We start from the raw sequence: 22421 nt of genomic DNA, 5'->3' as shown, positions 1-22421 counted from the left end.
CTTTTAATAATTATTTAGATCTTATCTTAGATAGAAATGCGAACCCAATTGAGTTTCACATAGCGATAAATTACACTCTCGCCTGCGTGACACAATCACGGCCATACCCGTTTCCGGCACCAACCCGCCGCAAACACGCGCATTACTGTCCTTAACCCTAGAACACCGGAAAACCATAACCCGCCCTATCCGGACGAGTGAATGCTATCCGCACGGAGCCAAAAGCATGAGCACCTTCATTTTTAACGAACTGAATTTCGACAACCACGAGCAAGTGGTCTTCGTCGCAGAAGAAAAATCCGGCCTCAGAGGCATCATCGCTGTCCACAACACCAACCTCGGCCCGGCCATGGGCGGTTGCCGCATGTGGGACTACGCCAGCGAAGCCGTCGCCGTCAACGATGTGCTGCGCCTGTCGCGCGGCATGACCTACAAGAATGCAGTTGCCGGCCTGCCTATCGGCGGCGGCAAGAGCGTGATCATCGGCAATCCGAAGAGCGCCAAGACCCCTGCCTTGTTCGAAGCCATGGGCGAAGCCCTGGAACGCCTGGGCGGCCGCTACATCACGGCGGAAGACGTCGGCACCAGTCCGGCCGACATGGCGCATATCGCCGCCAGGACAAAATATGTCGCAGGCCTTGGCGCCAGCGGCGATCCGTCGCCGTTCACCGCGCTCGGCTGTTTTGTCGGCGCGCAAGCCGCGGTCAAGCACTACCTGGGACGCGATTCGCTGGAAGGCCTGACGGTCGCCGTGCAAGGACTGGGCAATGTCGGCTACGACTACGCACGCCGCCTGCATGCCGCCGGCGCCAAGCTGATCGTCACCGATATCGACCAGGCTGCGCTGGAACGCGCGCACGCTGAATTCGGCGCCGAAATCGTCGAAACCGACGCCATCTATGACGTGCAAGCCGACATCTACGCGCCGTGCGCGCTGGGCGCCACACTCAACCCCGCGACCCTGTCGCGCCTGAAAGCCAAGATTGTCGCCGGCGCCGCCAACAACCAGCTGGCCACGGCCGAAGTCGGCGAACTGCTGCGCCGCAAGGAAGTGCTGTATGTGCCGGATTTCGTGATCAACGCCGGCGGCATCATCAAGGTCTGCTACGAGTATTACGACAAACCGGAAGCCGACGTCGAAGCGCACGTGCGTGAAATCGGCGTGACATTGTCTGAAATCTTCAAACGCGCCGATGCCGAAGGCCTGCCTACCAGCGTGGTGGCAGATAAGCTGGCAGAGGCACGTTTCAAGCCGCATTTCAAGCATTAAGAGGCAATTCTGAAATGCAGGGCAGGCACAGCGTACCTGCCCACCTGTTCCATCATGGCGCCCTCCGGCGCCATTTTTACATTCCAGTCAGGCCGTGATGGCAGCGAACGGCAGCTTGCGCAAACGCTTGCCGGTCAAGGCGGCGATGGCATTGGCGATGGCCGGCGCGATCGGCGGCACCGGCGGCTCGCCGACCCCGGTCGGTGCATCGGCGCTGGGCACCACATGGACGTCGACCTGCGGACAGCTGGCCATGTAGGCCGGCGTGTAATCGGAAAAATTGGATTGCTGCACCACGCCGTTTTTCAAGGTGATTTCATTGCCGGGCAAGGTAGTAGAGATGCCGAACACCACGCCGCCCTGGATCTGCGCTTCGATGGTGCGCGGATTGATCGCCATGTTGCAATGGACGCCGGCGGTCACCCGATGCACTTGCGGCTTGCCGTCTTTCAGCGACACTTCCACCACGTAGGCAATCGAGGTATTGAAGCCGTGATGGACGGCGACTCCCCAGGCCTGGCCGGCCGGCAGCTTGCGCTTGCCGTAGCCGGAGCGGGCCACCGCCAGTTCCAGCGCCTGCTTGCTGCGCTTGGCCGACTTGTCGAACAGGCTGGCCCGGTATTCGACCGGATCGCGGCCGACTGACCTGGCGATTTCGTCGACCAGGGTTTCCATCACAAACGCGTTGTGGCTATGGCCCACCGAGCGGTACCACAGCACCGGCACATTGGCCTTCATGTTGTGCACAGACAGCGCCAGGTTCGGGATCGCATAGTGCGATTCCAGCACGCCTTCGGTCATGGTGCCGTCGACGCCATCCTTGACCATGGACGATTCAAACGGACTGCCGGCCAGGATCGACTGGCCGGCGATCACGTGCTCCCAGGCGGCGATCTTGCCACGTGCGTCGTAACCGATGCGGACCCGGTGCACATGCATCGGCCGGTAATAACCGCTCTTGATGTCGTCTTCGCGCGAATACATGATCTTGACCGGCGTGCCGCGCATGACCTTGGCCACATACGCAGCCTCCACTGCATTCTCCGATTCCGGCAAGGCGCGCCGGCCAAACGCGCCGCCCGACATCATGGTGTTGAACTCAACCTTCGTCAGCGCCAGGCCCAGCACCTTGGCGATCGCCTGCCGGTCCATCGACTGGAACTGCGAACCGGCCCATACCGTGCAGGCGTCGCCGGTGAAATGCAGCGTCATGTTGAGCGGCTCCATCGGCGTATGCGCCAGATAGGGAAACTCGAAGATGGCGTCGATGACCTTGGGCGCAGCGGCCAGCGCCGACACATCGGCCTGATTGACCTTATTTGCCGGCGTGCCGGGTTTCATCACCGCTTCCCGGTAGCTGGCGAACAATTGTTCCGAACTGGGCTGCTCGACGCCGCTCGCATCCCATTCGATGTTCAGCGCATCGCGCGCTTTCTTGGCGATCCAGTAGCCGTCGGCCACCACCACCACGCTCTGGCCGCCGCGGATGCCAGGAATCGTGAAGATCTTGCGCACTCCGGGGATCGCCTTGGCCGCGCTGTCATCGAGCTTGCCAATCTTGGCGCCCCACGGCACGGCCCGCGCCAGCATCGCCACTTTCATGCCCGGCAGGTCGAGATCGATGCCGAATTTCTGCTGGCCGCTGGATTTGGCGGCCGTATCCAGCCGCGGCGTCGCCTTGCCGATGATGGTGAATTGCTTTGGATCTTTCAGCTGCACCTTGTCCGGCACCGGCAACAGCATCGCCGCATTGGCCACCGAACCGTAGCTCGCGCGCTGGCCACGCGGGCCGGTGATCACGCCTTTCGCCGTCTTGCAGCTGGCCGGATCGACCTTCCATTCGCTGGCGGCGGCTGCCACCAGCATGCTGCGCGCGCGGGCGCCAACCTCGCGGTATTGCTGGAAACTGTGGGCGACGCTGGTAGAGCCTCCCACCATCTGGATACCGAATGCCGGATCGCGGAAAACATCTTCACCCTTGGCCAGTTCGGCCCGCACATTGCTCCAGTCGCAATCGAGCTCTTCTGCCAGCAGCATCGGCAGCGCGGTCAGGGTGCCCTGGCCGATATCGGCCTTGGAAACCTGCACCACCACGCTATTGTCGGCGCCGACCCGCAGGAAGGCGTTAGGCTGGTAAATCTTGGGAGCGACAGCCTGGGCCTCGGCGATGCGGCCCAGGCCCGGGATAAAAAACCCGAGCACCAGGCCGGCGCCGCCGGCGGCGGATGCTTTGAGGAATTTGCGGCGCGAGTGCTTCAGCGGCAGCGGATTCGCTACGAGAGATTCTGCGGTCATGGTGGACTCCTTATGCCAAAGATCTGGAAGCGTCCAGCACCGCCGCCTTGATGCGCTGGTAGGCGCCGCAGCGGCACAGGTTGCCGCCCATGGCGGCGACCACTTCAGCCTCGCTCGGATGGCGTTTCTTCTTGAGGAAATCGACCGCAGTCATCACCTGCCCGCTTTGGCAGTAGCCGCATTGCGGCACGTCATGCTTGATCCAGGCCACTTGCACTGCCTTGCCGACCGGATCGGCGGCGACTGCTTCTATGGTCGTCACCGCCTGCTGGCCGACCGCGGAGACAGGATAGGAGCAGGAGCGCACCGCATTGCCGCCGACATGCACGGTGCAAGCGCCGCAGGCAGCGATGCCGCAGCCGAATTTGCTGCCGGTCAGCTTGAGATTTTCACGCAGCACCCACAGCAAGGGGGTATCCGCGGCGACGTCGACTTCCACGGTAAGGCCGTTCACCTGAAGACTCATCATTGCGATTTCTCCAAAAGGGTTGGGGCGGGATTGCGTGTGTCATGCAGCCATGCAGTTGTTTCACTAAGCTACTTCACTAAGCTGCTTCACTACTATAAACAGCGAAATATGAAAAATAAAGCCACTTCGCCGTTACACTGATATCTACCGAATTTGAAAGCAAGCAGCGGGGTGCGCAGACCCGCAGCTACGGCTAAACTATGCCATACCATCTGACGAGATTATCACCATGAACTTATTCCTGCACCGGATCGCATCGCCCATCGGCGTCATCCTGCTGGTCACCGATAGCCAGGACCGCGTACGCGCGCTGGATTTCGAAGACTATGAGCCGCGCATGCGCAGCTTGCTGGCTACCCACTACGGCCATTACGACTTGCAAGCCGCCACCGCGCCGTCCAGCGCGGAACCGGCGTTGCAGCGGTATTTCGGCGGCGAGCTGGACGCGTTGAAAGATATCGAGGTAGCCACCAACGGCACCGATTTCCAGCACCGCGTATGGGCCGCATTGCGCCAGATCCCGCCGGCCCGGATGACCACTTACGGCAAGCTCGCCTTGCAGCTGGGCGAGCACAACGGCGCCGCCCGCGCGGTGGGCAGCGCCAACGCCACCAACCCGATCGCCATCATCGTGCCCTGCCACCGGGTGGTGGGCGCCGACGGCAAGCTGACCGGTTTTGCCGGCGGCCTGGAACGCAAGGCCTGGCTGCTAGGCCATGAACGCGCCGAAGCCGGCGATCCGGAAAGCCTGCGCCTGCCTGGCTTTTAAAATCTAATGCGGCTTGTCAAACGGATCGGCGCCTTGATATCGACCGGCACCGGCCTGTTCAATTGATTCAACGGGAATGGTCGGCGGCGCTGCCGGGCGCCTTGCTCGGCAGCAGCCAGCGCGGCAAGCCGAGCGCGGTTTTCAGCAGGCAATGGCGGTAGCCCATCTGGCCGCTGATCAGGCCGGAAAAATCGTGATTGATCTGCTGGTTGAGCACCAGGTGCGAAAAGGCAAGCTTCGGGAAACGGTAGATCAGGCGTGCCATCCACGCAGCGGCGCGCAGTTCGGGCAGCAACTCGCGGCGCAGCAGGCGGCTGTATAGCGCCGATTCGGCGCGCAGCCCATCGGCGGCAATCGCCTTGGCGGCGATGGTCGCGCTCTTCAGTGCAAAATAAATGCCTTCGCCAAACAAGGCTTCGGCCAGGCCGGCCGCATCTCCCAGCAGCCAGACCCGGCCGCGCTGGTACAGCTGGCGGCGATTTTGCAGCGGGATGACATAACCCTGGTATTCGACCCGCAATGGCTGCTGCAAGCTGGCATATGCCGCGATGAAACGGTCCAGGTGCTGGCGCAACGCCGTACCGCCGAACGGTGAGTACACACCCACATTAAAATGATCGCGCTTGGGGAAAATCCAGCCGTAGCCGCGCGGCATGCCGTCGAAATCGAACAGGGCGCGGTCGCCGAATCGCTCCAGCGTTCCTGCCGCCGGCCACACCATGGCTTCCATGGCCGGCACGTAAGCCACCAGGTCCTTGCCGAACAGCTTGTTTCGCACCGCGCTGGCGGCGCCGTCGGCGGCCAGCAGCAAGCGGCAGCGCAATATGCCGCGGCTGGTGCTCACGCTGACTGCGTCGGCCCCCTCGGAGGCATCGACAAACGCAGTTTCAGCCAGAAAGCGCACGCCTTTGGCGCAGGCGCGGTCCAGCAGCATTTGATCGAATTCGCTGCGCACCACGGTGCAAGCCGCCATCGGTTCCACTTCCTTGACGATGGCGTCGCGGTTGCGGTAATTGAGGATGGCGCCGCCTATCGCCCGGTGCATCGCAGGCCCCAGGTCGAAGCCAAGCAAGTCCATCGCTTTGCGCGACAGGCCGCCGCCGCATACTTTGGCGCGCGGAAAAGCCTGCTTGTCGATAATGGTCACCTGCAAACCCTGCTCCGCCAGCAGGTAAGCCAGATGCGAACCAGCCGGCCCGGCGCCGACCACCAGCACGTCGGCCACGGTGTCGTCAAAAGACATGGCAGCGCCGCCCCAGGCCATCCGGTCCGACAAATCCGGGGCAATGATTTGCGGCCCGATTCGCAGTTCGACTTACAGCTCGACTTCTTGACGATTTCATCAGCAGCGCCTCGTGTCTGGATCGACGACCGGCCATGGCAATTCCTCCTGTCCGGCGGAATCGCCAGCATAGCTGAAAACGGCAATCCCGGTGAATGCAGGCATGCCTCTTGCGAGCGGCGGATAGAGCTTTTCTTTTATCTTTTATATACGTTTCCGATTAGAAACATGCTAGTGTATTCGGCTGCTCAAGCGGCAGATAAAAAAACGTATGGAACAGGGACAATATTTCAACCGGTACAGGGAGTATCCATGAAAAGCGTTAAAAAAACAGAAGACAACACCATGCTGCAAAAACGCCGCGCGCTGCTGACCGGCGGCCTGGTGGCGGGGCTGGCGGCGACGGCGCTGCCGTCGGAACTGCTGGCCAAGGACAGCAAGGCCGCAGGCCTGGCCCTGGACCGCGCCAAATGGGGCACGCGCAACCATCAGCAGCTGCAAGCCCTGCTGGCGCGCAACGGCAACAGCAGCGCCGGCTACAATCCCAAGCGCCGGCCTTACGCGGTATTCGACTGGGACAACACCAGCATCATGAACGATACCGAAGAGGCATTGCTCATGTACCAGATCAACACCCTGTCGTTCAAGCTGAGCCCGCAGGAAATGGGCGCCATCATCCGCCAGAACGTGCCGGCCGGACCGTTCGCCGCCGACTTCAAGAACGCCGCCGGCAAGGCGGTCGAACTGGAAGCCATCTGCAGCGATATCGATGACGATTACCAGTACCTGTATGACAACTATGAAAAACTGAAGGGCAGCAGGAAGCTGGAAGAAATCCGCGAGACCGCCCAGTTCCAGGATTTCCGCGCCAAGCTGTATTACCTGTACGAAGCCGTCAACGAGACTTATGGCGTGAATGTCGGTTACCCCTGGGTGATTTATTTCTTCACCAATATGTCGGTAGCCGAAGTGCAGCAACTGGCCGAAGCCTCCAACGACCACAACCTCGGCCTGGGGCTGGTCAAGACCAAGTACACCAGCCCGGCAGCGCAGCCGGGCCAGGCTGGCGTCGTCAGCGTGACGCACTTCCACGGCATCCGCCTGTGCACCGAGATTGCAACCTTGATGAATGCGTTCGAGCAAAGCGGGATCGACGTCTATGTCAGCTCCGCCTCGCTGGAAGACGTGGTGGCAGTGTTTGCGACGACGCCAAAATACGGCTACAACGTCAAGCGCGAACACGTGCTCGGGCTGCGCCTGGAAACCGCCAACGGCGTATTCGTCAACCGCTACAAAACCGGCTGGCCGCTCAACTGGGGTCCGGGGAAAACCGAAGTCATCAAGAAAGAACTGGTCGCGGCCAAGGGCTACGGTCCGGTGTTTGTCGCCGGCGACAGCGACGGCGACTATGACATGCTGCGCGATTTTGCCGATACCCAGCTGGGCATGATCGTCAACCGCATGAAGAAGGGCAAGATCGGCGACCTCTCCAAACTGGCCGCCGACCAGATCCCCGCCAAATCGCCGCGCTTCCTGCTGCAAGGCCGCAATGAGCTGACCGGCAACTGGATGCCGTCGGAAGCCAGCATCAAGTACGGCAAGACCGGCGAAACGCTGCTCGGTTAAATCCGTTGCACGCCGGCTGCCAGCAAGCAGGCAGCCGGCTCCTGCCCTCACTCCCCATATCGAATCACTCGGCCACCGCCTTGGCGCAGCCGATGCAGCCGTTTTCCATCACCACCCGCACTAAGCAGATAGGCATTTATGAAGAGATTACTGAAAACCGCACTTGTATTGTGTTCCATGCTCGCGTCCTGCGCTTTTGCCAAGGATGACGACGCTCCCCGCAAAATCACCATCGGCCTGATCGCCACCACCACCGCGGAAGATACCCAGAAGCGCTGGCAGCCGGTGATCGACGATTTTGCCAAATATACGAAAATGGAAGTGCGCACGGTAGTTTCCACCAACTACAGCGACATCCTGGCCGGTTTGAAATCGAACACCATCCAGGTCGCCTGGCTGAGCAGCAAGATCGCGCTGGAAGCGGTGGAAGACAACCAGTCGACCATCTTTGCGCAGATGGTGAAGAAAGACGGTTCGCACGGCTACAACTCGGTACTGATCACGCCGGCCAAGAGCCCGATCAAATCGTTCGAGGACATCCTGGCCAACAAGGGCGTCTACAGTTTCTACGACGGCGACAAGAGTTCGACTTCGGGTTACCTGGTGCCGGCCTACTATGCCTTCGCCAAGAACAAGGTGGAGCCGGAGCGGCTGTTCCGGAATATTACGGTAGGCAACCACAAGAAGAACCTGCAGGCGGTGATCGCCGGCCAGGTCGACGTCGCGACCAACAATACCGAAGAGCTGGACCGCCTGAAAAAAGAATCGCCCGAGCAGTTCAGCAAATTGCGGGTGGTCTGGTCGTCGCCCTTGATCCCGAATGATCCGCTGCTGTACCGCAAGGACCTGCCGGCCGCTTCCAAAGCCAGGATCGAGGACTTCTTCGTCACCTACGGCAAGCCGAAAAATCCTGCCAGCCAGCCCGACGTGCTGCAAAAGATCCTCGACCTGTCCGGTTTCCAGCACTCCACCGACGCCCAGCTGAAACCGATCGCCGACCTCACCATGTTCGGCCTGCTGCGCAACAACATGTACGACAGCAAACTGAGCACGGCGCAAAAACAAAAAGCTTTTGAAGAAATTACGGCGCGCTTCGGCAAGCTGAGCATGGCGCTGGAAATGGCGCGCATCCGGTAATTGATCCGAGAATGTAAGGTGGGCACCCGTGCCCACGCGGATGCATTACGATACCGCGTGGGCAAAAAAACCTGCCCACCCTACCCGGGCTCCGGGAAATACAAGCTGAAGCGGATCAGCCCTTCGCGCGAACAGGCAACCTCGGCGCTGCCGCCATGCACCAGCATGATGGCACGCACGATGGCCAGCCCCAGGCCATTCGATTCGGTATACTCGCTGCGCGACTGGTCGCCGCGGTAAAAGCGGTCGAACAGGCGTTCCAGCTGCTCCGCGGGAATCGGATCGCCCTGGTTCTCCACCGCGACATCTATCCCTTTCTCCTGCGGCCGGCCGCTGAGCCGCACCGTGCTGCCAGGCGCGGCATAACGCACCGCATTCACCACCAGGTTGCTGACCGCGCGCCGCCACATCACCGGGCTGGCTTGCACCTTGCCGCTGGCGTCGACTTCCAGCCGGATGCCGCGCTCTTCGGCCACGCCTTCAAAATAATCGGCGATCTTGTGCAGCTCGTCGGCCAGCACCAGCGGCGTTTTTTCCACTGCCAGCCCGGCATGGTCGGCATGCGCCAGGAACAGGATATTTTCGACGATCCGGCTCAGGCGCTGCAGCTCTTCCAGGTTCGATTCCAGCACCTGCTGGTATTCGGCGGCGCTGCGCACCTGGCCGAGGGTGACCTGGGTCTGCCCCATCAACGCCCCGATCGGGGTACGTATCTCGTGCGCCAGGTCGGCGGAAAACTGCGACAAATGCTCGTAGCCGTCGGCCAGCCGGTCCAGCATCGCATTGAATGACGCCGCCAGCCGCCGCAGTTCCTGCGGCGCGTCTTCTTCCCGCAAGCGTATCGCGATATTGGTCGGGCTGACTTCGGCGGCGCGGCCGGCCATCGCCGTCAGCGGCAGGAAACCGCGCTTGAGCACGAGGAAGCCCAGCAGCGCCGCCAGCAGCACCGCTACCGCCGCCGCCGCGATCACCTGCCAGTAATAACGCGCCAGGATATGCGACTCCTGGGTCATCACGTGGGCGCCGGTAATCACTACCCTGGTGCCGTCGCCGCCGACATCGGCCACTGCCGATACCCAGCGCACCCGCACGCCGTCGGCGCGTTCGCCCGCGTGCAGCTGCGCCAGCGTCAGCGGCTGGTCCAGGCTCTGCGGCGTCATTTGCGGCGGTATCATGTTGTCGGGATTGACGCGCACGAATGGCGCCTGGCCGGGGTAAGCGAACATCAGCACATCCTGCTCGCTGCCCAGCATGGTTTCAAACAAGGTCGGCCGGTCTTCCATCTGCTTGACGTTGTACAGGTCATGCAGCAGATGGCGAAAATGCTCTACCTTGCCGATCAGGGAATAGTCGGCGCGGGTTTCCAGCGCCTGCCGGGTCGACGAATACAGGTACATGCCGAGGGTGGTGACGATCGCGCAAGCGATCAACGCGAACAGGAAAGTCACGCGCGCCGTCAGCGATTGGCTGCGCCAGATGTTCATGGATCTTCCGCAAACATGTAGCCGATGCTGCGTACCGTGTGTATCAGTTTATGCTCGAAGGGATTGTCGATCTTGGCGCGCAGGCGCTTGATGGCGACATCGACCACATTGGTGTCGCTGTCGAAATTCATGTCCCACACTTCCGAAGCGATGACGGTGCGCGACAGCGGCTCGCCCTTGCGCTTGACCAGCAGGTGCAGCAGCAGGAATTCCTTGTTGGTGAGCACGATGTCGATGCCCTGGCGCGTGACCTTGCGGCGCAGCAGGTCGAGCTGAAGGTCGGCCACCTGGAAAAAATCCAGCTCGTGCGACTCGCGCACCACGCCGCGCCGCAACAGGGTGCGGATGCGCAACAGAAGTTCGGTAAACGAAAACGGCTTGACCAGGTAATCGTCGGCGCCCAGTTCGAGGCCGCGTATGCGGTCGTTGACATGGTCGCGCGCGGTCAGGAAGATCACCGGCAAGTCGCGTTTTGCGCGCAGCGCGCCCATGATTTTCCAGCCGTCGGTGCCGGGCAGCATGACGTCCAGCACCACCAGGTCGTAGCTGTTTTCCAGCGCCATGTGCAAGCCGTCGCTACCGTTGCGGACCAGGTCGACCGCATAGCCGGATTCGCGCAAACCTTTCTTGAGGTAGGCGCCGGTCTTGGGATCGTCTTCGATGACGAGGATGGACATGCTGGACCTGGGTTGGAACCGGTGATGGAAATACGGTCCATTCTATCAATTCGCCTGCCGCGAATAATGACAATATTGTCATTCATATGTCACCGATAAGACACTGCGCCGGTCCTAGACTGGGATTCCCAGCAACCACCGAGACCGTTTTCATGAAAACCACACAACTTCTGCGCCGGCTTGTTCCTGTATTGGCAGCATCCGCATTCCTGGCCTATGGCAGCATCGCCGCCGCCCAAACCGCTGCGCCGGTGGTACGGGTGCGCGCCACCATCGACAAGGTGAATCCCGACAGCCTCGAAGTCAGCACCAAGGCGGGCAAGAAACAGACCCTGAAACTGGCGCCCGACCTGATGCTGTTCTCGGTCAGCCACGCAGCGATTACCGATATCAAGTCCGACAGCTTCATCGGTAGCGCCGCCGTGCCTTTGCCGGACGGCAGCCTGAAGGCGCTGGAAGTGCACGTGTTCCCGGCCGGGATGAAGGCCGGCGAAGGCCATTACGCCTGGGACCTGGGCAAGAAGAGCAGCATGACCAACGGCACCGTGGGCGACGTGGTGGTGACCAGCGGCCGCACCATCACGGTCAAGTATCCGGATGGCGAAAAGAAAATCGTGGTGCCGGCCGATGTCCCTATCGTCAGCCTCAACAAGGGTGACCGCAGCCTGCTGGTGGCTGGCGCGCATGGCGTGTTTTTCGTCAGCAAGGCTGCCGACGGCAGCGATGTTGTCGGCCGCGCCACGGTAGGTATCAATGGCGTAGTCCCGCCGATGTAATGCTGTTTGCGGGCGGCCCGGCCGTCCGCGGCGATTTCTACAAGATTTTTGACAAGGTGCATTCATGGCCACTGCTGAGCAACCTCGCGTCCGTGCGCGCATCATCCATCCGCTGCTGGTGCGCATAGTCCACTGGATCAATGCCTTCGCCATCGTCTGCATGGTAATGAGCGGCTGGGCGATCTACAATGCCTCGCCGCTGTTCGGCTTCGATTTCCCGCGCTGGGCCACGCTCGGCGGCTGGCTCGGCGGCGCGATCGCCTGGCACCTGGCGGCGATGTGGCTGCTGGTGGCGAACGGCTTGATCTATATCGGCTACGGTTTCCTGGCCGGCCATTTCCGCCGCCATTTCCTGCCGCTGCGGCCGCGCAACCTGCTGCGCGACACCAAGGATGCGTTGACTTTCAAGCTGGCGCACCAGCCCGGCATCTACAATGCCGTGCAACGCCTGATGTACATAGCCGTGCTGCTGCTCGGGGTACTGGTAGTGGCGTCCGGCCTGTCGATCTGGAAACCGGTGCAGCTGGATGCCCTGGCTGACCTGTTCGGCGGTTACGATACCGCGCGCCGCGTGCACTTTGTCGCGATGGCCGGCATCGTCGCATTTGTGGTGGTGCACCTGGCGCTGGTATTGATCGTGCCGAGCACCCTGCTGCCGATGCTGACCGGGAGGGCGCCGCGCCATGCCCATGGCAAGACTTCGAAACAGGAGCAGCAGGCATGAGCGACAAGAAAAAGGATGTTCCGAAAAACAGTGAGCTGCAGCCTGAACTGGTGCAGCTGCAGCGCCGCCTGTTCCTGCGTTCGGGGCTGTCGCTGGGAGCGTTATCGCTGCTGTCGGGCTGCAACCTGCAAGATGGCGACCAGGTCGACAAGGTATTGTGGGCAATGTCGCGCTGGAACGACCGCGTGCAGAGCATGCTGTTCCGCCCCAGCCACCTGGCCCCGACTTATCCGGCCAGCATGATCACCAAGCCATTCCCGTTCAACGCTTTCTATGACGCCGATTCGGCGCCGGAAATCGACGGCGACACTTACAAACTGGAAGTCTCGGGCCTGGTGCGCGACAAGCGCAGCTGGAACCTGGCGCAGCTGCGCGCCTTGCCTCAGGCGTCGCAGATCACCCGCCATATCTGCATCGAAGGCTGGAGCGCCATCGGCCAGTGGAGCGGCGTGCCGTTCCGCACCTTCCTCGCCCATATCGGCGCGGACACGACTGCAAAATATGTCGGCTTCAAATGTGCCGACCGCTATTACTCCAGCATCGACATGGCCACCGCCTTGCATCCGCAAACCATACTGGCGCTGGACTTCGGCCAGGAGCCGCTGCCGACCGAATACGGCTATCCGCTGAAACTGCGGGTGCCGACCAAGCTGGGATTCAAGAATCCCAAGCACATCGCCGCCATCTTCGTCACCAATGAAAACCCGGGCGGTTATTGGGAAGACCAGGGATACAACTGGTTCAGCGGATCTTAAGCTAGCTGCTTGGGCCAGCTCATTCACCCCGTTCGGTACAGCAGGGGCAGCCGCGATGCTGGCCCATCAGGTGCGGCGTGCCGGCTTCTTCATCCCGATCCAGCGTTTGCATGAATGCGGCCAGCAGTTTTTCCATGCTGGCCAGCCGGTCGGCCGCGGTCAGGGAAGCTGGCTTGTTTTGCGGATCCGCCGTCCCCGCCAGCCATGGCTCGGCAGCCGTCTTGGCGCCGGCGCTCATTGCTCTTCCGCCTGGCCGTAAAACTTCTCGCAGATCTTGATCCGTTCGCGTCCCTGTTCCTTGCGCCAGCGGTTAGTGTCGCGCAGCGAATAAACGCAGCCGCAATATTCCTGCTGGTAGAAATTCTCGCGCTTGGAGATTTCGATCATGCGCGCCGATCCGCCCTGCTTGCGCCAGTTGTGGTCCCAGTAGGTGATGCCGGGATAATGCGCTGCCGCGCGCGCGCCGCAATCGTTGATCTGATCCATGTTCTTCCAGCGTGAAATGCCGAGCGAACTGCTGATCACCGGGAATCCGTGTTCATGGGCATACAGCGCGCTGCGTTCAAACCGCATGTCGAAGCACATGGTGCAGCGCTTGCCGCGTTCCGGCTCGTGTTCCATGCCCTGGGCGCGCTCAAACCAGTTGTCCAGGTCGTAATCGGCATCGATGAACGGTATGCCGTGCTGTTCGGCGAAGCGGATGTTTTCATTCTTGCGCAACTCGTATTCGCGTTGCGGATGGATGTTCGGATTGTAGAAATAAATCGAAAAATCGATTTCGCTGACGATCAGGGCTTCCATCACCTCGCCCGAACAGGGCGCGCAACAGGAATGCAATAGCAGTTTATTGTGCCCGCCCGGCAGGACGAGTTTCTGGCGTTGGGTCATGGTCGGCATCAGGAAATGCGGCTGCCAAAGGCAAGGCTCCGCTTATAACCGAGTGTCTCGATTCGGGCATGTCAAGTCAAGCGACAAACTCTCAAGTTTGCATGAGCGAAATTCATACAGCTGCCAACTGTCCGTCTTGACAGGTGCTTCTGACATGCCGCGGTCATAAATGCGGCATATATTCGGGCGGCAAACGGTGCATGAATTGCACTAACGGAAACTTTTTCCTTCCTGAATGGGGTCGCCATGAAACTGCATCGTCAACTGTGCATTGCCTTTATAAGCGGTATGGCTTGCGCCGCCCCCTTGCTGCTGGCAACACCGGATGCCCTGGCCTGGGGCGACGAGGGCCACATGGTGGTCGGCCTGATCGCCGATCATTACCTGACAGCCAATGCCCGTGCTCAAGTCGAAACCATACTCGCGGCCGACAGCAGCGGCCTGACCGCCACCGACATTGCATCTGAAGCAACCTGGGCCGACAAATACCGCAATTCGCACCGGGAAACCGCATCCTGGCATTTTGTCGATACCGAGATCAGCGACGGCGACATCGACGCCGCCTGCTTCGGCCATCCGAGCTTGCCGGCCAATACACCTGCATCCGGCGGCGTGGCGCAGGATTGCGTGGTCGACAAGGTCGACCAGTTCAGCGTCGAACTGCGCGATCCCGCCACGACGCCGGCGGAACGCCTGCTGGCGCTGCAGTTCCTGCTGCACTTCGTCGGCGACCTGCACCAGCCGCTGCATTCCAGCGATTCGCACGACCGCGGCGGCAACGACGAGACTGTATCGGCCACCGGCATCGCAGCCGGCAAGCTGCACGCGTACTGGGATACCGCTTTCGTCAACAAACTGGGGACCGACCAGAACAAGGTCGCGACGGCATTGATCGCCAAGATCAGCAGCGCCCAGGTCAAGCAATGGCAGAATCAGACGCCGCGCGACTGGTCGCTGGAAGCCTTCGATATCGCCCGCACCGATGTCTACGGCAAGCTGCCGACGCCGGACTCGAGCGGAAAATACAAGCTGCCGGCGACTTACGTCAGCAACGCCGGCAGCGTGGTCGCCACCCAGTTGAGCCGGGCCGGCGTGCGTCTGGCCAAGGTTCTCAACGATGCCTTGGGCGGCAGCGCGTCAGCAACCTCGGCTTCCGCTGTCCTGGCGTCGCCGTTTGCCGGAAAAGAATGAATACGCACCTTGGTTGCCATCCGGCGAGTAGGGTGGGCACCTGTGCCCACGCGGATTTATCGCAACACGAATGTCCGCGGCACCGCGTGGGCAGAAAAACTTGCCCACCCTACGCAATCAAGCCGCGTTTCGCCAACATCGGCTCCACCTTTGGATCGCGGCCGCGGAAGGCGCGGAACGCCAGCGCCGGATCCTCCTTGTTGCCTGAGCTGTAGATGTAGCGCCGCAGGCGCTCGGCGACTTTCTGCTCGAACGGATCGCCGGCTTCGATGAAGGCGTCGTAGGCATCGGCATCCAGCACCTCTGCCCACATGTACACGTAATAACCGGCCGCATAATCCGAACCGCTGAACAGATGCTGGAAGTGCGACAGGTGATGGCGCTGGCCGATATCCTGCGGCACGCCCAGCAGTTCGCACTGCTGCGCTTCGAAGGCGGCGATATCGACCTTGCTGCCGTTCGGCAGCGAGTGCAAAGCCATGTCGATCAGGGCCGGGCCGGCATACATGATGGTGGCCCAGGCCTGGTCGAACTGGCGCGCCCGTTTCAGCTTTTCCAGCAAGGCCGGCGGCATTGCTTCACCGCTCTGGTAATGACGGGCATGGCGTTGCAATACGATTTCTTCCTCGGCCCAGTTCTCGAAAATCTGCGACGGCAGTTCGACATAATCCTGCAGCACCTGAGTCCCGGCCAGGCGCTCGTATTTCACCTGCGACAGCAAGCCGTGCAAGCCGTGGCCGAACTCATGGAACAAGGTGCGCACGTCGTCGAAACTCAGCAGGCTCACGTCAGCCTTGGCGAAATTATTGTTGTTGATGACCACCGGCAGCGTGCCGCCGCCGTGACCCGACTGGCTGCGGAAGATATGCATCCAGGCGCCGCTGCGCTTGCTGGCGCGTGCGTAATTGTCGCCGATGAAGAGGCCGATCAGCGCATTGTCGCGGTTGCGCACTTCCCACAGTCGAGCGTCGGCATGATGCAGGGCGACGCCGTGCTGTTCGACAAAACTGAGGCCGAACAGCCGCTGGGCGCAGTCGAACATGGCGGTGATCATGTTTTCCAGCGCAAAGTACGGCTTCAGTTCGGCGTCGTCCAGGTCGTAGCGCGCCTGCCGGACCTTCTCCGCCAGGTAGCGCCAGTCCCAGGCCGCGATCGGCGTCGGCTGGCCCAGGCTGCGCGCCATCTCGGTCAGCGCGGCGCGATCGTCCTCGGCCTTCTTCTTGGCCGGTTCCCATACCTTGCCAAGCAAGGCAGACACCGCTTCCGGCTTGCCGGCCATGCGGTCGACCAGCTGGTAGTCGGCGTATGTCGGATAACCGTGCAGCTGTGCCTGTTCCTGGCGCAAGGCCATGATTTCAGCGGCGACCGGACGGTTGTCGTGGGCGCCGGCATGGGCGCCGCGCGCGATCCGGCCGCGCCAGACCGCTTCGCGCAGGTCGCGCCGGTCCGAGAAGGTCAGGAACGGTTCGGCCAGCGAAGGCGACAGCGTGATCACATGGCTGCCCGGCGGCAGGCCGTGCTGCTGCGCCGCCGCCGCGGCCGAAGCGCGCAGGAATTCAGGCATGCCGGCCAGCGCCGCTTCGTCTTCCAGCTGCAAGGAAAAACCGGATTCGTCGGCCAGCACGTTTTGCGTGAACGCTGTGCTCAAGGCTGCCAGCCGTTCGGTCAAGGCGCTGTAGCGGGCCCGCGATTGCGGCGGCAGGTTGGCGCCGGCGCGCACGAAATCCAGGTGCACGCGCTCCAGCAAACGCAGCTGTTCCGGATCCAGGTCCAGTTCGGCGCGGCGTCCGTACAGCGCAGCGATGCGCGCGAACAAACCTGCATGCAGGTAAATCGCATTCCTGTGCGCAGCCAGGCGTGGCGCCAGCTCGACTTCCACTGCCTGCAAGGCAGGCGAAGTTTCGCTTGCGGTCAGGTTTTCGAACAGCAGGCTGATACGGCTGTTCAGGCGGCCAGAAGCGTCGAAAGCGGCCAGCGTATTGGCGAAATTCGGCGCAGCCGATTGAGCGGCGATGGCATCGATCTCAGCCAGGTGGGCCGGCAGCGCGACTTCAAACGCGGGGACGAAATGTTCAGCCTTGACCAGATCGAAAGGCGGCAGTCCGTAAGGGGTATTCCAGTCTTGCAACAGCGGATTGATGGCGGTCATGGCAACAGTGTCCTGAGTTAGAAATTCGTTGAACAAGAAAAGTGATGAAATCGGTGCCAGGCTAGACGCAAAACGGAGCAAGGGTGTAACCCTTGCGAGTATTTGCAACGACGCATGGCGCCGATTTCATCGCTTTTCTTCGACGAATTTCTAACTTAGGACACTCACATCCTGGCTAATGGAGAGAACGCTATTGTATAGCGCCGCGCGGATTCTCAACGGAACGCTGCAATAGCTGGGCGGTATCGATTGGGTATTTCCGCAGCTTGAATTATACTGTACATATATACAGTATAATTTGCGTGGAGAGATGTGATGATTGTTGTCAGAAGACCGGAGCTTGACGCCATGACTGCCAGACTGAAAGCCACCATCGCAGCCATCGTGACGCGCTATCGCAATGCCGACGCGCTGCTGACCTGGTCATTGATGCATCAGATCGAAAACGAAGCAATCGCAGCACTGGCGCAATTGGAAGATTTCGAGCTGGCGCAAATCAACATGCTGCGCGCCTATCCGGTGGCCTACCCGCGCACCGACGATCCGGTCAATTTCGGCAACGCCAACCGGGTGCCGGTAGTGCTCTCGCTGATTTATAACGAATACAGGCGATCGCACTAAACAGATCCTTTGCAAGCCCGATTTAGACTGTAATCCAGTTCTCTATTCTGACGCCGGGATAACTTGCGAAATCCCGCTCATTGCTGGTAACGAGGATGATATCGAGCGATACAGCATGCGCTGCAATCAATTTGTCGAGATGATCTTTCTTGCGCTCCCGAGTAGCCTCTCGAATCGGACCGTAGGCGCTTGCAGCGCCGCTACCAAACGCCGCCACAGGAATATCCTCTATCAAGGCGTGCAGGTTACGTCGCTCCCGCGCTTGGTTTGCGGATATCGTGACACCATACTCCAGCTCCGCAAAGGTGATGGCCGACATCACGACATCGCCGACAAAACATTCGGCGAATCGCTGCGCCACTTGCTGCGGCTGATTTTTCATCAGGTAGATGCACATATTGGTGTCGAGCATATAACGTGGCATTACAAAGCCTCGCGTTCGTCTTGCTCGTGATCATCCCGGCCCTTACTCATGAAATCCGGTCCGAATTTCGCGAATTTCTTTAAAACCCCGCCCAGGGTTCTTCCAACTGGACGAATCCGCAATTCGTCGCCGACACGCTCTATCTCCAACTCTATATCCGTGCGCTCATACGCCAGGTCAGCTGGAATACGGACCGCCTGAGAGTTGCCGTTTTTAAAAACTTTAGTGGTTTGCATGGTAAACGTCGCTTGCTGAACACATGATTCTTACACTCTAGTCCAAATCAAATACAATGTAAATACATGTGTGTACAAGCAATATCTTAATTTAAACCCTGATTACCAAGCTTACAGACCCAGGTCGCTCAACCCCGGATGATCGTCAGGACGACGCCCCAGCGGCCAGTGATATTTGCGCTCCGACTCCTTGATCGGCAAGTCGTTGATGCTGGCGAAGCGGCGATGCATCAGGCCATGTTCATCGAACTCCCAGTTCTCGTTGCCATAGGAACGGAACCAGTTGCCGGCGGCATCGTGGGACTCGTAGGCAAAACGCACGGCGATGCGGTTGCCGTCGAAGGCCCACAATTCCTTGATCAGGCGGTAATCCAGTTCGCGCTCCCATTTGCGGGTCAGGAATTGCACCACCTGATCGCGTCCTTGCGGGAATTCGTGGCGGTTGCGCCAGATGGTGTCGACGGTATACGCCAGCGATACACGCTGCGGATCGCGGCTGTTCCAGCCGTCTTCCGCCATCCTCACCTTCTGCGCCGCCGTCTCGCGGGTGAAGGGCGGAAACGGCGGACGGGCTTCGCTGGCTTGACTCATGGTAAGGCTCCTAGGTCGATGGATGAAAGGCTGCGGCGGTCGCTTGCTGCGGACAAGCCAGTACTTTACGCAATATTTCGCCAGCCTGCTGGCAGCCGGTTTACGGAGCGGCAAAGCGCCGCGTCGAGATAAGGGATAAAGTGTCGCCTTGTATTTTCAAAGGCATTTCAAGATGGAACAAGCACAACCCGGAAAACTCAGTCCCGGCCTGGTGATCATGATGTCGATCGCTACCGGCGTCGCGGTGGCCAGCAACTACTACGCGCAGCCGCTGCTGCATACCATTGCCGCGCGCTTCGGCATTTCCAACGGCAGCGCCGGCCTGATCGTCACCGTGGCCCAGCTCGGTTATGCGCTGGGACTGATGCTGCTGGTGCCGCTGGCCGACATCCTGGAACGGAAGAAACTGATCGTCATCATGACCCTGCTGTCCGCCTGCGGACTGCTGATCACTGCCACTGCGCAGAGCATGGCGTTCGTCCTGCTCGGGACCGCGCTGACCGGGCTGTTTTCCGTGGTGTCGCAAGTGCTGGTGCCGTTTGCCGCGACCCTGGCGGCGCCGCAGGAGCGCGGCAAGGTGGTCGGCCACGTGATGACCGGACTGCTGCTAGGCATCCTGCTGGCGCGCACCGTGGCCGGCTACCTGTCGGCGCTGGGCGGCTGGCAGACTGTGTACTGGTTCGGCGCGGCGCTGATGATCGTGACGGCAATCCTGCTGGGACGCGCCCTGCCGCGCCACCACCAGTCGCAAAGCCTGAGTTATCCGCGTTTGCTGGCGTCCATCCTCACCTTGTTCGTGGCGGAGCCGGTGCTGCGCATCCGCGCCCTGCTGGGCGGGATCATCTTTGCCGTGTTCAGCGTGCTGTGGACTTCGATTTCCTTTTTGCTGGCGGCTGAGCCTTTCCATTATTCCGACGGCACCATCGGCCTGTTCGGCCTGGTCGGCGCCGCCGGCGCCATGGCGGCCTCGCATGCCGGGCGGCTGGCCGACCGTGGCCATGCCGGCCGTTCGACCTCCATCGGCCTGGCGCTGCTGTTGCTGTCGTGGCTGCCGCTGCTGTTTGCCAAAAGTTCGCTGCTGGGCCTGATCATCGGCATCCTGCTGCTGGACCTGATGGTGCAAGCGATCCACGTCACCAACCTGAGCGTGATCAATCACCTGCATCCGGATTCCAGGAATCGCCTGACCGCCGGCTACATGACCTGCTACTTCATCGGTGGCGCCTGCGGCTCGGTGCTGTCGACCTCGATGTACGGCTATGCCGGCTGGTTCGGCGTGTCGATGACCGGCGCCGGATTGAGCGCCGCCGGCCTGGCCATCTGGCTGCTGGCCGAGCGCAAGGCCAGGCCGGCCGCGGTGCATTAAGGCCGCTTCAGCTCGGGATACAGCGTCATAAATTGCATCGCCACACCGTTGGTCCAGCCGAAGCCGTCTTGCAAGGCATATTCGCCGCCGCCGGCTTCGGCCCCGCTGCCGATGACATCGTATTTTTCCACCAGCTTGCCGCTGCCGGCGTAGACCTGCTGCACCTTGCCCATCCAGCGCGTGGCGATATCGCGCGCCTGGGCATGCAGGCCGTAACGGTTCAGGCCGTCGACGGCAATCCATTGCAGCGGCGCCCAGCCGTTGGGCATATCCCATTGCTGGCCGCTGCTGACCGGCGTGGTGACAATGCCGTAAGGTTTCAGCAATACCTTACCGGTCCATTGCGCCACGCGCGCGGCTTGCGCCGGTTCGGCCAAGCCGACGAACAACGGATATAGCGTGGCGGCGCTGGGGCGCGCGGTCGGCTGCCGCTTGACCCATTGGTAGTCGACGTAATGGCCCGCGCTCTCATCCCACAGGTATTTTTGTACGGCGATACTGCGGCGGTCGGCACGCTGCCTGAATTCGCTGCTGCAGGCCAGATCGCGCACGCGCTCGCAACCCAGGCGGATCGCATTTTCCAGCCCGTACAGCAGGCTGTTCAGGTCAACCGGTAAGATGGCTGTGGTTTCGATGGTGGCAAGCGTCTTGCCGTCGGCGAACCAACGGCTGCTGAAATCCCAGCCGCTTTCAGCGCCGGCGCGCTTGTCGCGGTAAACCTCGGCAGCGTTGCGCCCGCTCTGCCGGGCCACTTTGACATCCTCCGCATACGATTCGTCGCGCGGCACGGCGCGGTCGTCGTAATAGCGGTTCAGTACGCTGCCGTCGGCCAGCGCCACTACCCGTCTGTGCGCGCTGCCGGGTTTAAGCGCGTGCTCCCCATCCATCCAGAAGCCGTATTCGCGCCGCAGCTGCGGCAGGTAGCGTGCATAGGCGGCGGCTTCGTCCTGGGTCGACAGCAGGCCAACCATCTTGAAATAGAAGGGCGGCTGCGAACGGCTCAGGTAATAGCTGCGGTTGCCGTTCGGGATATGGCCGTAACGGTCGATCAGGCTGGCGAAATTATCCACCATGGCACGGATCAGCTGCGGCTTGCCGTTTTGCAGCAGGCCCAGCATGGTGAAGTAGGAATCCCAGTAATACACTTCGCGGAAGCGCCCGCCCGGCACCACATAAGGTTGCGGCAAAGGCAGCAGCGACGAGGCGGCGCCGGCCTTCGCCGGCTGCTGGGTCAGGTGCGGCCACAAGCCGGCTATGTGCTGCTGCAGCGATTGCGAGCGGTCGCTGACGTAAGCGTCCGGATTGTCTTGCGGCAGTTCGAAATGCTGCCGGACAAAATCCGCCAGCGCGAAACCGGGCCGCTCCCTGGTCCGCAGGTACTCGGCTTCGATGGCGGCAGGCCGGCCTTTCGGCAAGGCGTCGACAAAGGTCTTGCCGTCCTCGAAAACCTGGCCCATCTGCACTGCCGGGAACAGCTGCGGATACAGCTCGGACGGCGGCGCCGGATAGGCAGCGGTATCAAGGACAGCAGAGGTATCGGCGTACGCCGGTGCGGCGGCGGCAAGGCCGGCCGCGAGGATCAGCGCGGCCAGGCGGGAATAATGCCGGCGCGATGGCGCAAAGAAGAAAACCATGTTCGTCTCCATCATTTTCGTTTCAAGTAAAAATAATGGTAACTTAGTTAATCAGAT

The 22421-nt window shown here is 61.1% G+C and carries 22 protein-coding genes; 10 read left to right on the top strand and 12 right to left on the bottom strand.

From position 1 onward, the window contains the following. Positions 1-226 precede the first annotated feature (226 nt). On the top strand, positions 227-1270 hold the full coding sequence (locus tag CFter6_RS01090; protein WP_061538383.1) for a Glu/Leu/Phe/Val family dehydrogenase: 1044 nt from the start codon (positions 227-229) through the stop codon (positions 1268-1270). 87 nt (positions 1271-1357) lie between these two features. Here the strand turns inward: CFter6_RS01090 and CFter6_RS01085 are convergent, their stop codons facing one another. Together CFter6_RS01085 and CFter6_RS01080 are read right to left on the bottom strand one after the other, a co-directional pair. Further along, positions 1358-3565 (bottom strand): xanthine dehydrogenase family protein molybdopterin-binding subunit, encoded by a 2208-nt coding sequence (locus CFter6_RS01085; RefSeq protein WP_061538382.1) that lies wholly within the window; start codon positions 3563-3565, stop codon positions 1358-1360. Positions 3566-3575: 10 nt separating this feature from the next. Continuing rightward, a complete protein-coding gene (locus CFter6_RS01080; RefSeq protein ID WP_061538381.1) occupies positions 3576-4034 on the bottom strand; it encodes a (2Fe-2S)-binding protein in 459 nt (152 codons plus the stop codon). Between the two features lie 229 nt (positions 4035-4263). Here CFter6_RS01080 and CFter6_RS01075 point away from each other — a divergent pair, with 229 nt between their 5' ends. Then, positions 4264-4803 carry a methylated-DNA--[protein]-cysteine S-methyltransferase gene (locus tag CFter6_RS01075; protein WP_061538380.1) on the top strand — a complete coding sequence of 180 codons (540 nt, stop codon included), beginning with the start codon at positions 4264-4266 and terminating at the stop codon, positions 4801-4803. Between the two features lie 67 nt (positions 4804-4870). On the opposite strand, the gene CFter6_RS01070 is transcribed toward CFter6_RS01075, so the two are convergent. Next, the gene (locus tag CFter6_RS01070; RefSeq protein ID WP_167351331.1) at positions 4871-6046 is read right to left on the bottom strand and encodes a geranylgeranyl reductase family protein; all 1176 of its coding nucleotides are present in this window, start codon (positions 6044-6046) and stop codon (positions 4871-4873) included. A 351-nt stretch (positions 6047-6397) separates the two neighbouring features. Here CFter6_RS01070 and CFter6_RS01065 point away from each other — a divergent pair, with 351 nt between their 5' ends. Continuing rightward, complete coding sequence (locus CFter6_RS01065) at positions 6398-7711, top strand: haloacid dehalogenase-like hydrolase (RefSeq protein ID WP_061538378.1); 1314 nt, start codon at positions 6398-6400, stop codon at positions 7709-7711. 138 nt (positions 7712-7849) lie between these two features. Then, positions 7850-8848 carry a phosphate/phosphite/phosphonate ABC transporter substrate-binding protein gene (phnD, locus tag CFter6_RS01060; RefSeq protein ID WP_082814505.1) on the top strand — a complete coding sequence of 333 codons (999 nt, stop codon included), beginning with the start codon at positions 7850-7852 and terminating at the stop codon, positions 8846-8848. A gap of 80 nt (positions 8849-8928) precedes the next feature. Here phnD and CFter6_RS01055 read toward each other — a convergent pair whose 3' ends face one another. Together CFter6_RS01055 and CFter6_RS01050 are read right to left on the bottom strand one after the other, a co-directional pair. Further along, the gene (locus tag CFter6_RS01055) at positions 8929-10332 is read right to left on the bottom strand and encodes a heavy metal sensor histidine kinase (RefSeq protein ID WP_061538376.1); all 1404 of its coding nucleotides are present in this window, start codon (positions 10330-10332) and stop codon (positions 8929-8931) included. Then, positions 10329-11009, bottom strand: coding sequence for a heavy metal response regulator transcription factor (locus CFter6_RS01050; RefSeq protein WP_061538375.1), 681 nt, complete (start codon positions 11007-11009; stop codon positions 10329-10331). Before CFter6_RS01050 ends, CFter6_RS01055 begins: the two co-directional genes overlap by 4 nt. Positions 11010-11161: 152 nt before the next feature. Between CFter6_RS01050 and CFter6_RS01045 the strand changes: the two genes are divergently transcribed. From CFter6_RS01045 to CFter6_RS01035, 3 genes are all read left to right on the top strand, one after another. Next, the gene (locus CFter6_RS01045) at positions 11162-11785 is read left to right on the top strand and encodes a hypothetical protein (RefSeq protein WP_061538374.1); all 624 of its coding nucleotides are present in this window, start codon (positions 11162-11164) and stop codon (positions 11783-11785) included. Between the two features lie 64 nt (positions 11786-11849). Next, on the top strand, positions 11850-12509 hold the full coding sequence (locus CFter6_RS01040) for a cytochrome b/b6 domain-containing protein (RefSeq protein WP_061538373.1): 660 nt from the start codon (positions 11850-11852) through the stop codon (positions 12507-12509). Continuing rightward, entirely contained in the window at positions 12506-13264 is a 759-nt protein-coding gene (locus CFter6_RS01035; protein WP_061538372.1) for a molybdopterin-dependent oxidoreductase, read from the top strand. Before CFter6_RS01040 ends, CFter6_RS01035 begins: the two co-directional genes overlap by 4 nt. A 19-nt stretch (positions 13265-13283) precedes the next feature. Here the strand turns inward: CFter6_RS01035 and CFter6_RS01030 are convergent, their stop codons facing one another. Then, on the bottom strand, positions 13284-13502 hold the full coding sequence (locus CFter6_RS01030) for a hypothetical protein (protein WP_061538371.1): 219 nt from the start codon (positions 13500-13502) through the stop codon (positions 13284-13286). After that, complete coding sequence (locus CFter6_RS01025) at positions 13499-14161, bottom strand: epoxyqueuosine reductase QueH (RefSeq protein ID WP_061538370.1); 663 nt, start codon at positions 14159-14161, stop codon at positions 13499-13501. The genes CFter6_RS01030 and CFter6_RS01025 overlap by 4 nt, the downstream gene beginning before the upstream one ends. Before the next feature lie 237 nt (positions 14162-14398). Here CFter6_RS01025 and CFter6_RS01020 point away from each other — a divergent pair, with 237 nt between their 5' ends. Then, the gene (locus CFter6_RS01020; protein ID WP_082814504.1) at positions 14399-15343 is read left to right on the top strand and encodes a S1/P1 nuclease; all 945 of its coding nucleotides are present in this window, start codon (positions 14399-14401) and stop codon (positions 15341-15343) included. 109 nt (positions 15344-15452) lie between these two features. Here the strand turns inward: CFter6_RS01020 and CFter6_RS01015 are convergent, their stop codons facing one another. Continuing rightward, the gene (locus CFter6_RS01015; protein WP_061538368.1) at positions 15453-17492 is read right to left on the bottom strand and encodes a M3 family metallopeptidase; all 2040 of its coding nucleotides are present in this window, start codon (positions 17490-17492) and stop codon (positions 15453-15455) included. A gap of 348 nt (positions 17493-17840) precedes the next feature. Here CFter6_RS01015 and CFter6_RS01010 point away from each other — a divergent pair, with 348 nt between their 5' ends. Next, entirely contained in the window at positions 17841-18113 is a 273-nt protein-coding gene (locus tag CFter6_RS01010; protein WP_061538367.1) for a DUF2471 family protein, read from the top strand. 22 nt (positions 18114-18135) lie between these two features. Here CFter6_RS01010 and CFter6_RS01005 read toward each other — a convergent pair whose 3' ends face one another. From CFter6_RS01005 to CFter6_RS00995, 3 genes are all read right to left on the bottom strand, one after another. After that, on the bottom strand, positions 18136-18537 hold the full coding sequence (locus CFter6_RS01005; RefSeq protein ID WP_061538366.1) for a type II toxin-antitoxin system VapC family toxin: 402 nt from the start codon (positions 18535-18537) through the stop codon (positions 18136-18138). Next, positions 18537-18773 (bottom strand): type II toxin-antitoxin system VapB family antitoxin, encoded by a 237-nt coding sequence (gene vapB, locus CFter6_RS01000; protein ID WP_061538365.1) that lies wholly within the window; start codon positions 18771-18773, stop codon positions 18537-18539. Before vapB ends, CFter6_RS01005 begins: the two co-directional genes overlap by 1 nt. 111 nt (positions 18774-18884) lie before the next feature. Next, positions 18885-19364 carry a nuclear transport factor 2 family protein gene (locus CFter6_RS00995; protein ID WP_061538364.1) on the bottom strand — a complete coding sequence of 160 codons (480 nt, stop codon included), beginning with the start codon at positions 19362-19364 and terminating at the stop codon, positions 18885-18887. 172 nt (positions 19365-19536) lie between these two features. Between CFter6_RS00995 and CFter6_RS00990 the strand changes: the two genes are divergently transcribed. Beyond that, the gene (locus CFter6_RS00990; protein ID WP_061538363.1) at positions 19537-20730 is read left to right on the top strand and encodes an MFS transporter; all 1194 of its coding nucleotides are present in this window, start codon (positions 19537-19539) and stop codon (positions 20728-20730) included. Here CFter6_RS00990 and treF read toward each other — a convergent pair. Beyond that, positions 20727-22364, bottom strand: a complete 1638-nt coding sequence (gene treF, locus CFter6_RS00985; RefSeq protein ID WP_236904480.1) for an alpha,alpha-trehalase TreF — start codon at positions 22362-22364, stop codon at positions 20727-20729. The genes CFter6_RS00990 and treF overlap by 4 nt on opposite strands. Positions 22365-22421: the final 57 nt, after the last annotated feature.

Source organism: Collimonas fungivorans, assembly GCF_001584145.1.
Lineage (GTDB): Bacteria > Pseudomonadota > Gammaproteobacteria > Burkholderiales > Burkholderiaceae_D > Collimonas > Collimonas fungivorans.
This window is presented reverse-complemented; position numbering and strand designations above follow the sequence as displayed.

Coding starts and splice junctions, on each gene's coding strand:
- CFter6_RS01090 (WP_061538383.1), top strand. CDS start 227: ATGAGCACCTTCATTTTTAACGAACTGAATTTCGACAACCACGAGCAA.
- CFter6_RS01085 (WP_061538382.1), bottom strand. CDS start 3,565: ATGACCGCAGAATCTCTCGTAGCGAATCCGCTGCCGCTGAAGCACTCG.
- CFter6_RS01080 (WP_061538381.1), bottom strand. CDS start 4,034: ATGATGAGTCTTCAGGTGAACGGCCTTACCGTGGAAGTCGACGTCGCC.
- CFter6_RS01075 (WP_061538380.1), top strand. CDS start 4,264: ATGAACTTATTCCTGCACCGGATCGCATCGCCCATCGGCGTCATCCTG.
- CFter6_RS01070 (WP_167351331.1), bottom strand. CDS start 6,046: ATGTCTTTTGACGACACCGTGGCCGACGTGCTGGTGGTCGGCGCCGGG.
- CFter6_RS01065 (WP_061538378.1), top strand. CDS start 6,398: ATGAAAAGCGTTAAAAAAACAGAAGACAACACCATGCTGCAAAAACGC.
- phnD (WP_082814505.1), top strand. CDS start 7,850: ATGAAGAGATTACTGAAAACCGCACTTGTATTGTGTTCCATGCTCGCG.
- CFter6_RS01055 (WP_061538376.1), bottom strand. CDS start 10,332: ATGAACATCTGGCGCAGCCAATCGCTGACGGCGCGCGTGACTTTCCTG.
- CFter6_RS01050 (WP_061538375.1), bottom strand. CDS start 11,009: ATGTCCATCCTCGTCATCGAAGACGATCCCAAGACCGGCGCCTACCTC.
- CFter6_RS01045 (WP_061538374.1), top strand. CDS start 11,162: ATGAAAACCACACAACTTCTGCGCCGGCTTGTTCCTGTATTGGCAGCA.
- CFter6_RS01040 (WP_061538373.1), top strand. CDS start 11,850: ATGGCCACTGCTGAGCAACCTCGCGTCCGTGCGCGCATCATCCATCCG.
- CFter6_RS01035 (WP_061538372.1), top strand. CDS start 12,506: ATGAGCGACAAGAAAAAGGATGTTCCGAAAAACAGTGAGCTGCAGCCT.
- CFter6_RS01030 (WP_061538371.1), bottom strand. CDS start 13,502: ATGAGCGCCGGCGCCAAGACGGCTGCCGAGCCATGGCTGGCGGGGACG.
- CFter6_RS01025 (WP_061538370.1), bottom strand. CDS start 14,161: ATGCCGACCATGACCCAACGCCAGAAACTCGTCCTGCCGGGCGGGCAC.
- CFter6_RS01020 (WP_082814504.1), top strand. CDS start 14,399: ATGAAACTGCATCGTCAACTGTGCATTGCCTTTATAAGCGGTATGGCT.
- CFter6_RS01015 (WP_061538368.1), bottom strand. CDS start 17,492: ATGACCGCCATCAATCCGCTGTTGCAAGACTGGAATACCCCTTACGGA.
- CFter6_RS01010 (WP_061538367.1), top strand. CDS start 17,841: ATGACTGCCAGACTGAAAGCCACCATCGCAGCCATCGTGACGCGCTAT.
- CFter6_RS01005 (WP_061538366.1), bottom strand. CDS start 18,537: ATGCCACGTTATATGCTCGACACCAATATGTGCATCTACCTGATGAAA.
- vapB (WP_061538365.1), bottom strand. CDS start 18,773: ATGCAAACCACTAAAGTTTTTAAAAACGGCAACTCTCAGGCGGTCCGT.
- CFter6_RS00995 (WP_061538364.1), bottom strand. CDS start 19,364: ATGAGTCAAGCCAGCGAAGCCCGTCCGCCGTTTCCGCCCTTCACCCGC.
- CFter6_RS00990 (WP_061538363.1), top strand. CDS start 19,537: ATGGAACAAGCACAACCCGGAAAACTCAGTCCCGGCCTGGTGATCATG.
- treF (WP_236904480.1), bottom strand. CDS start 22,364: ATGGTTTTCTTCTTTGCGCCATCGCGCCGGCATTATTCCCGCCTGGCC.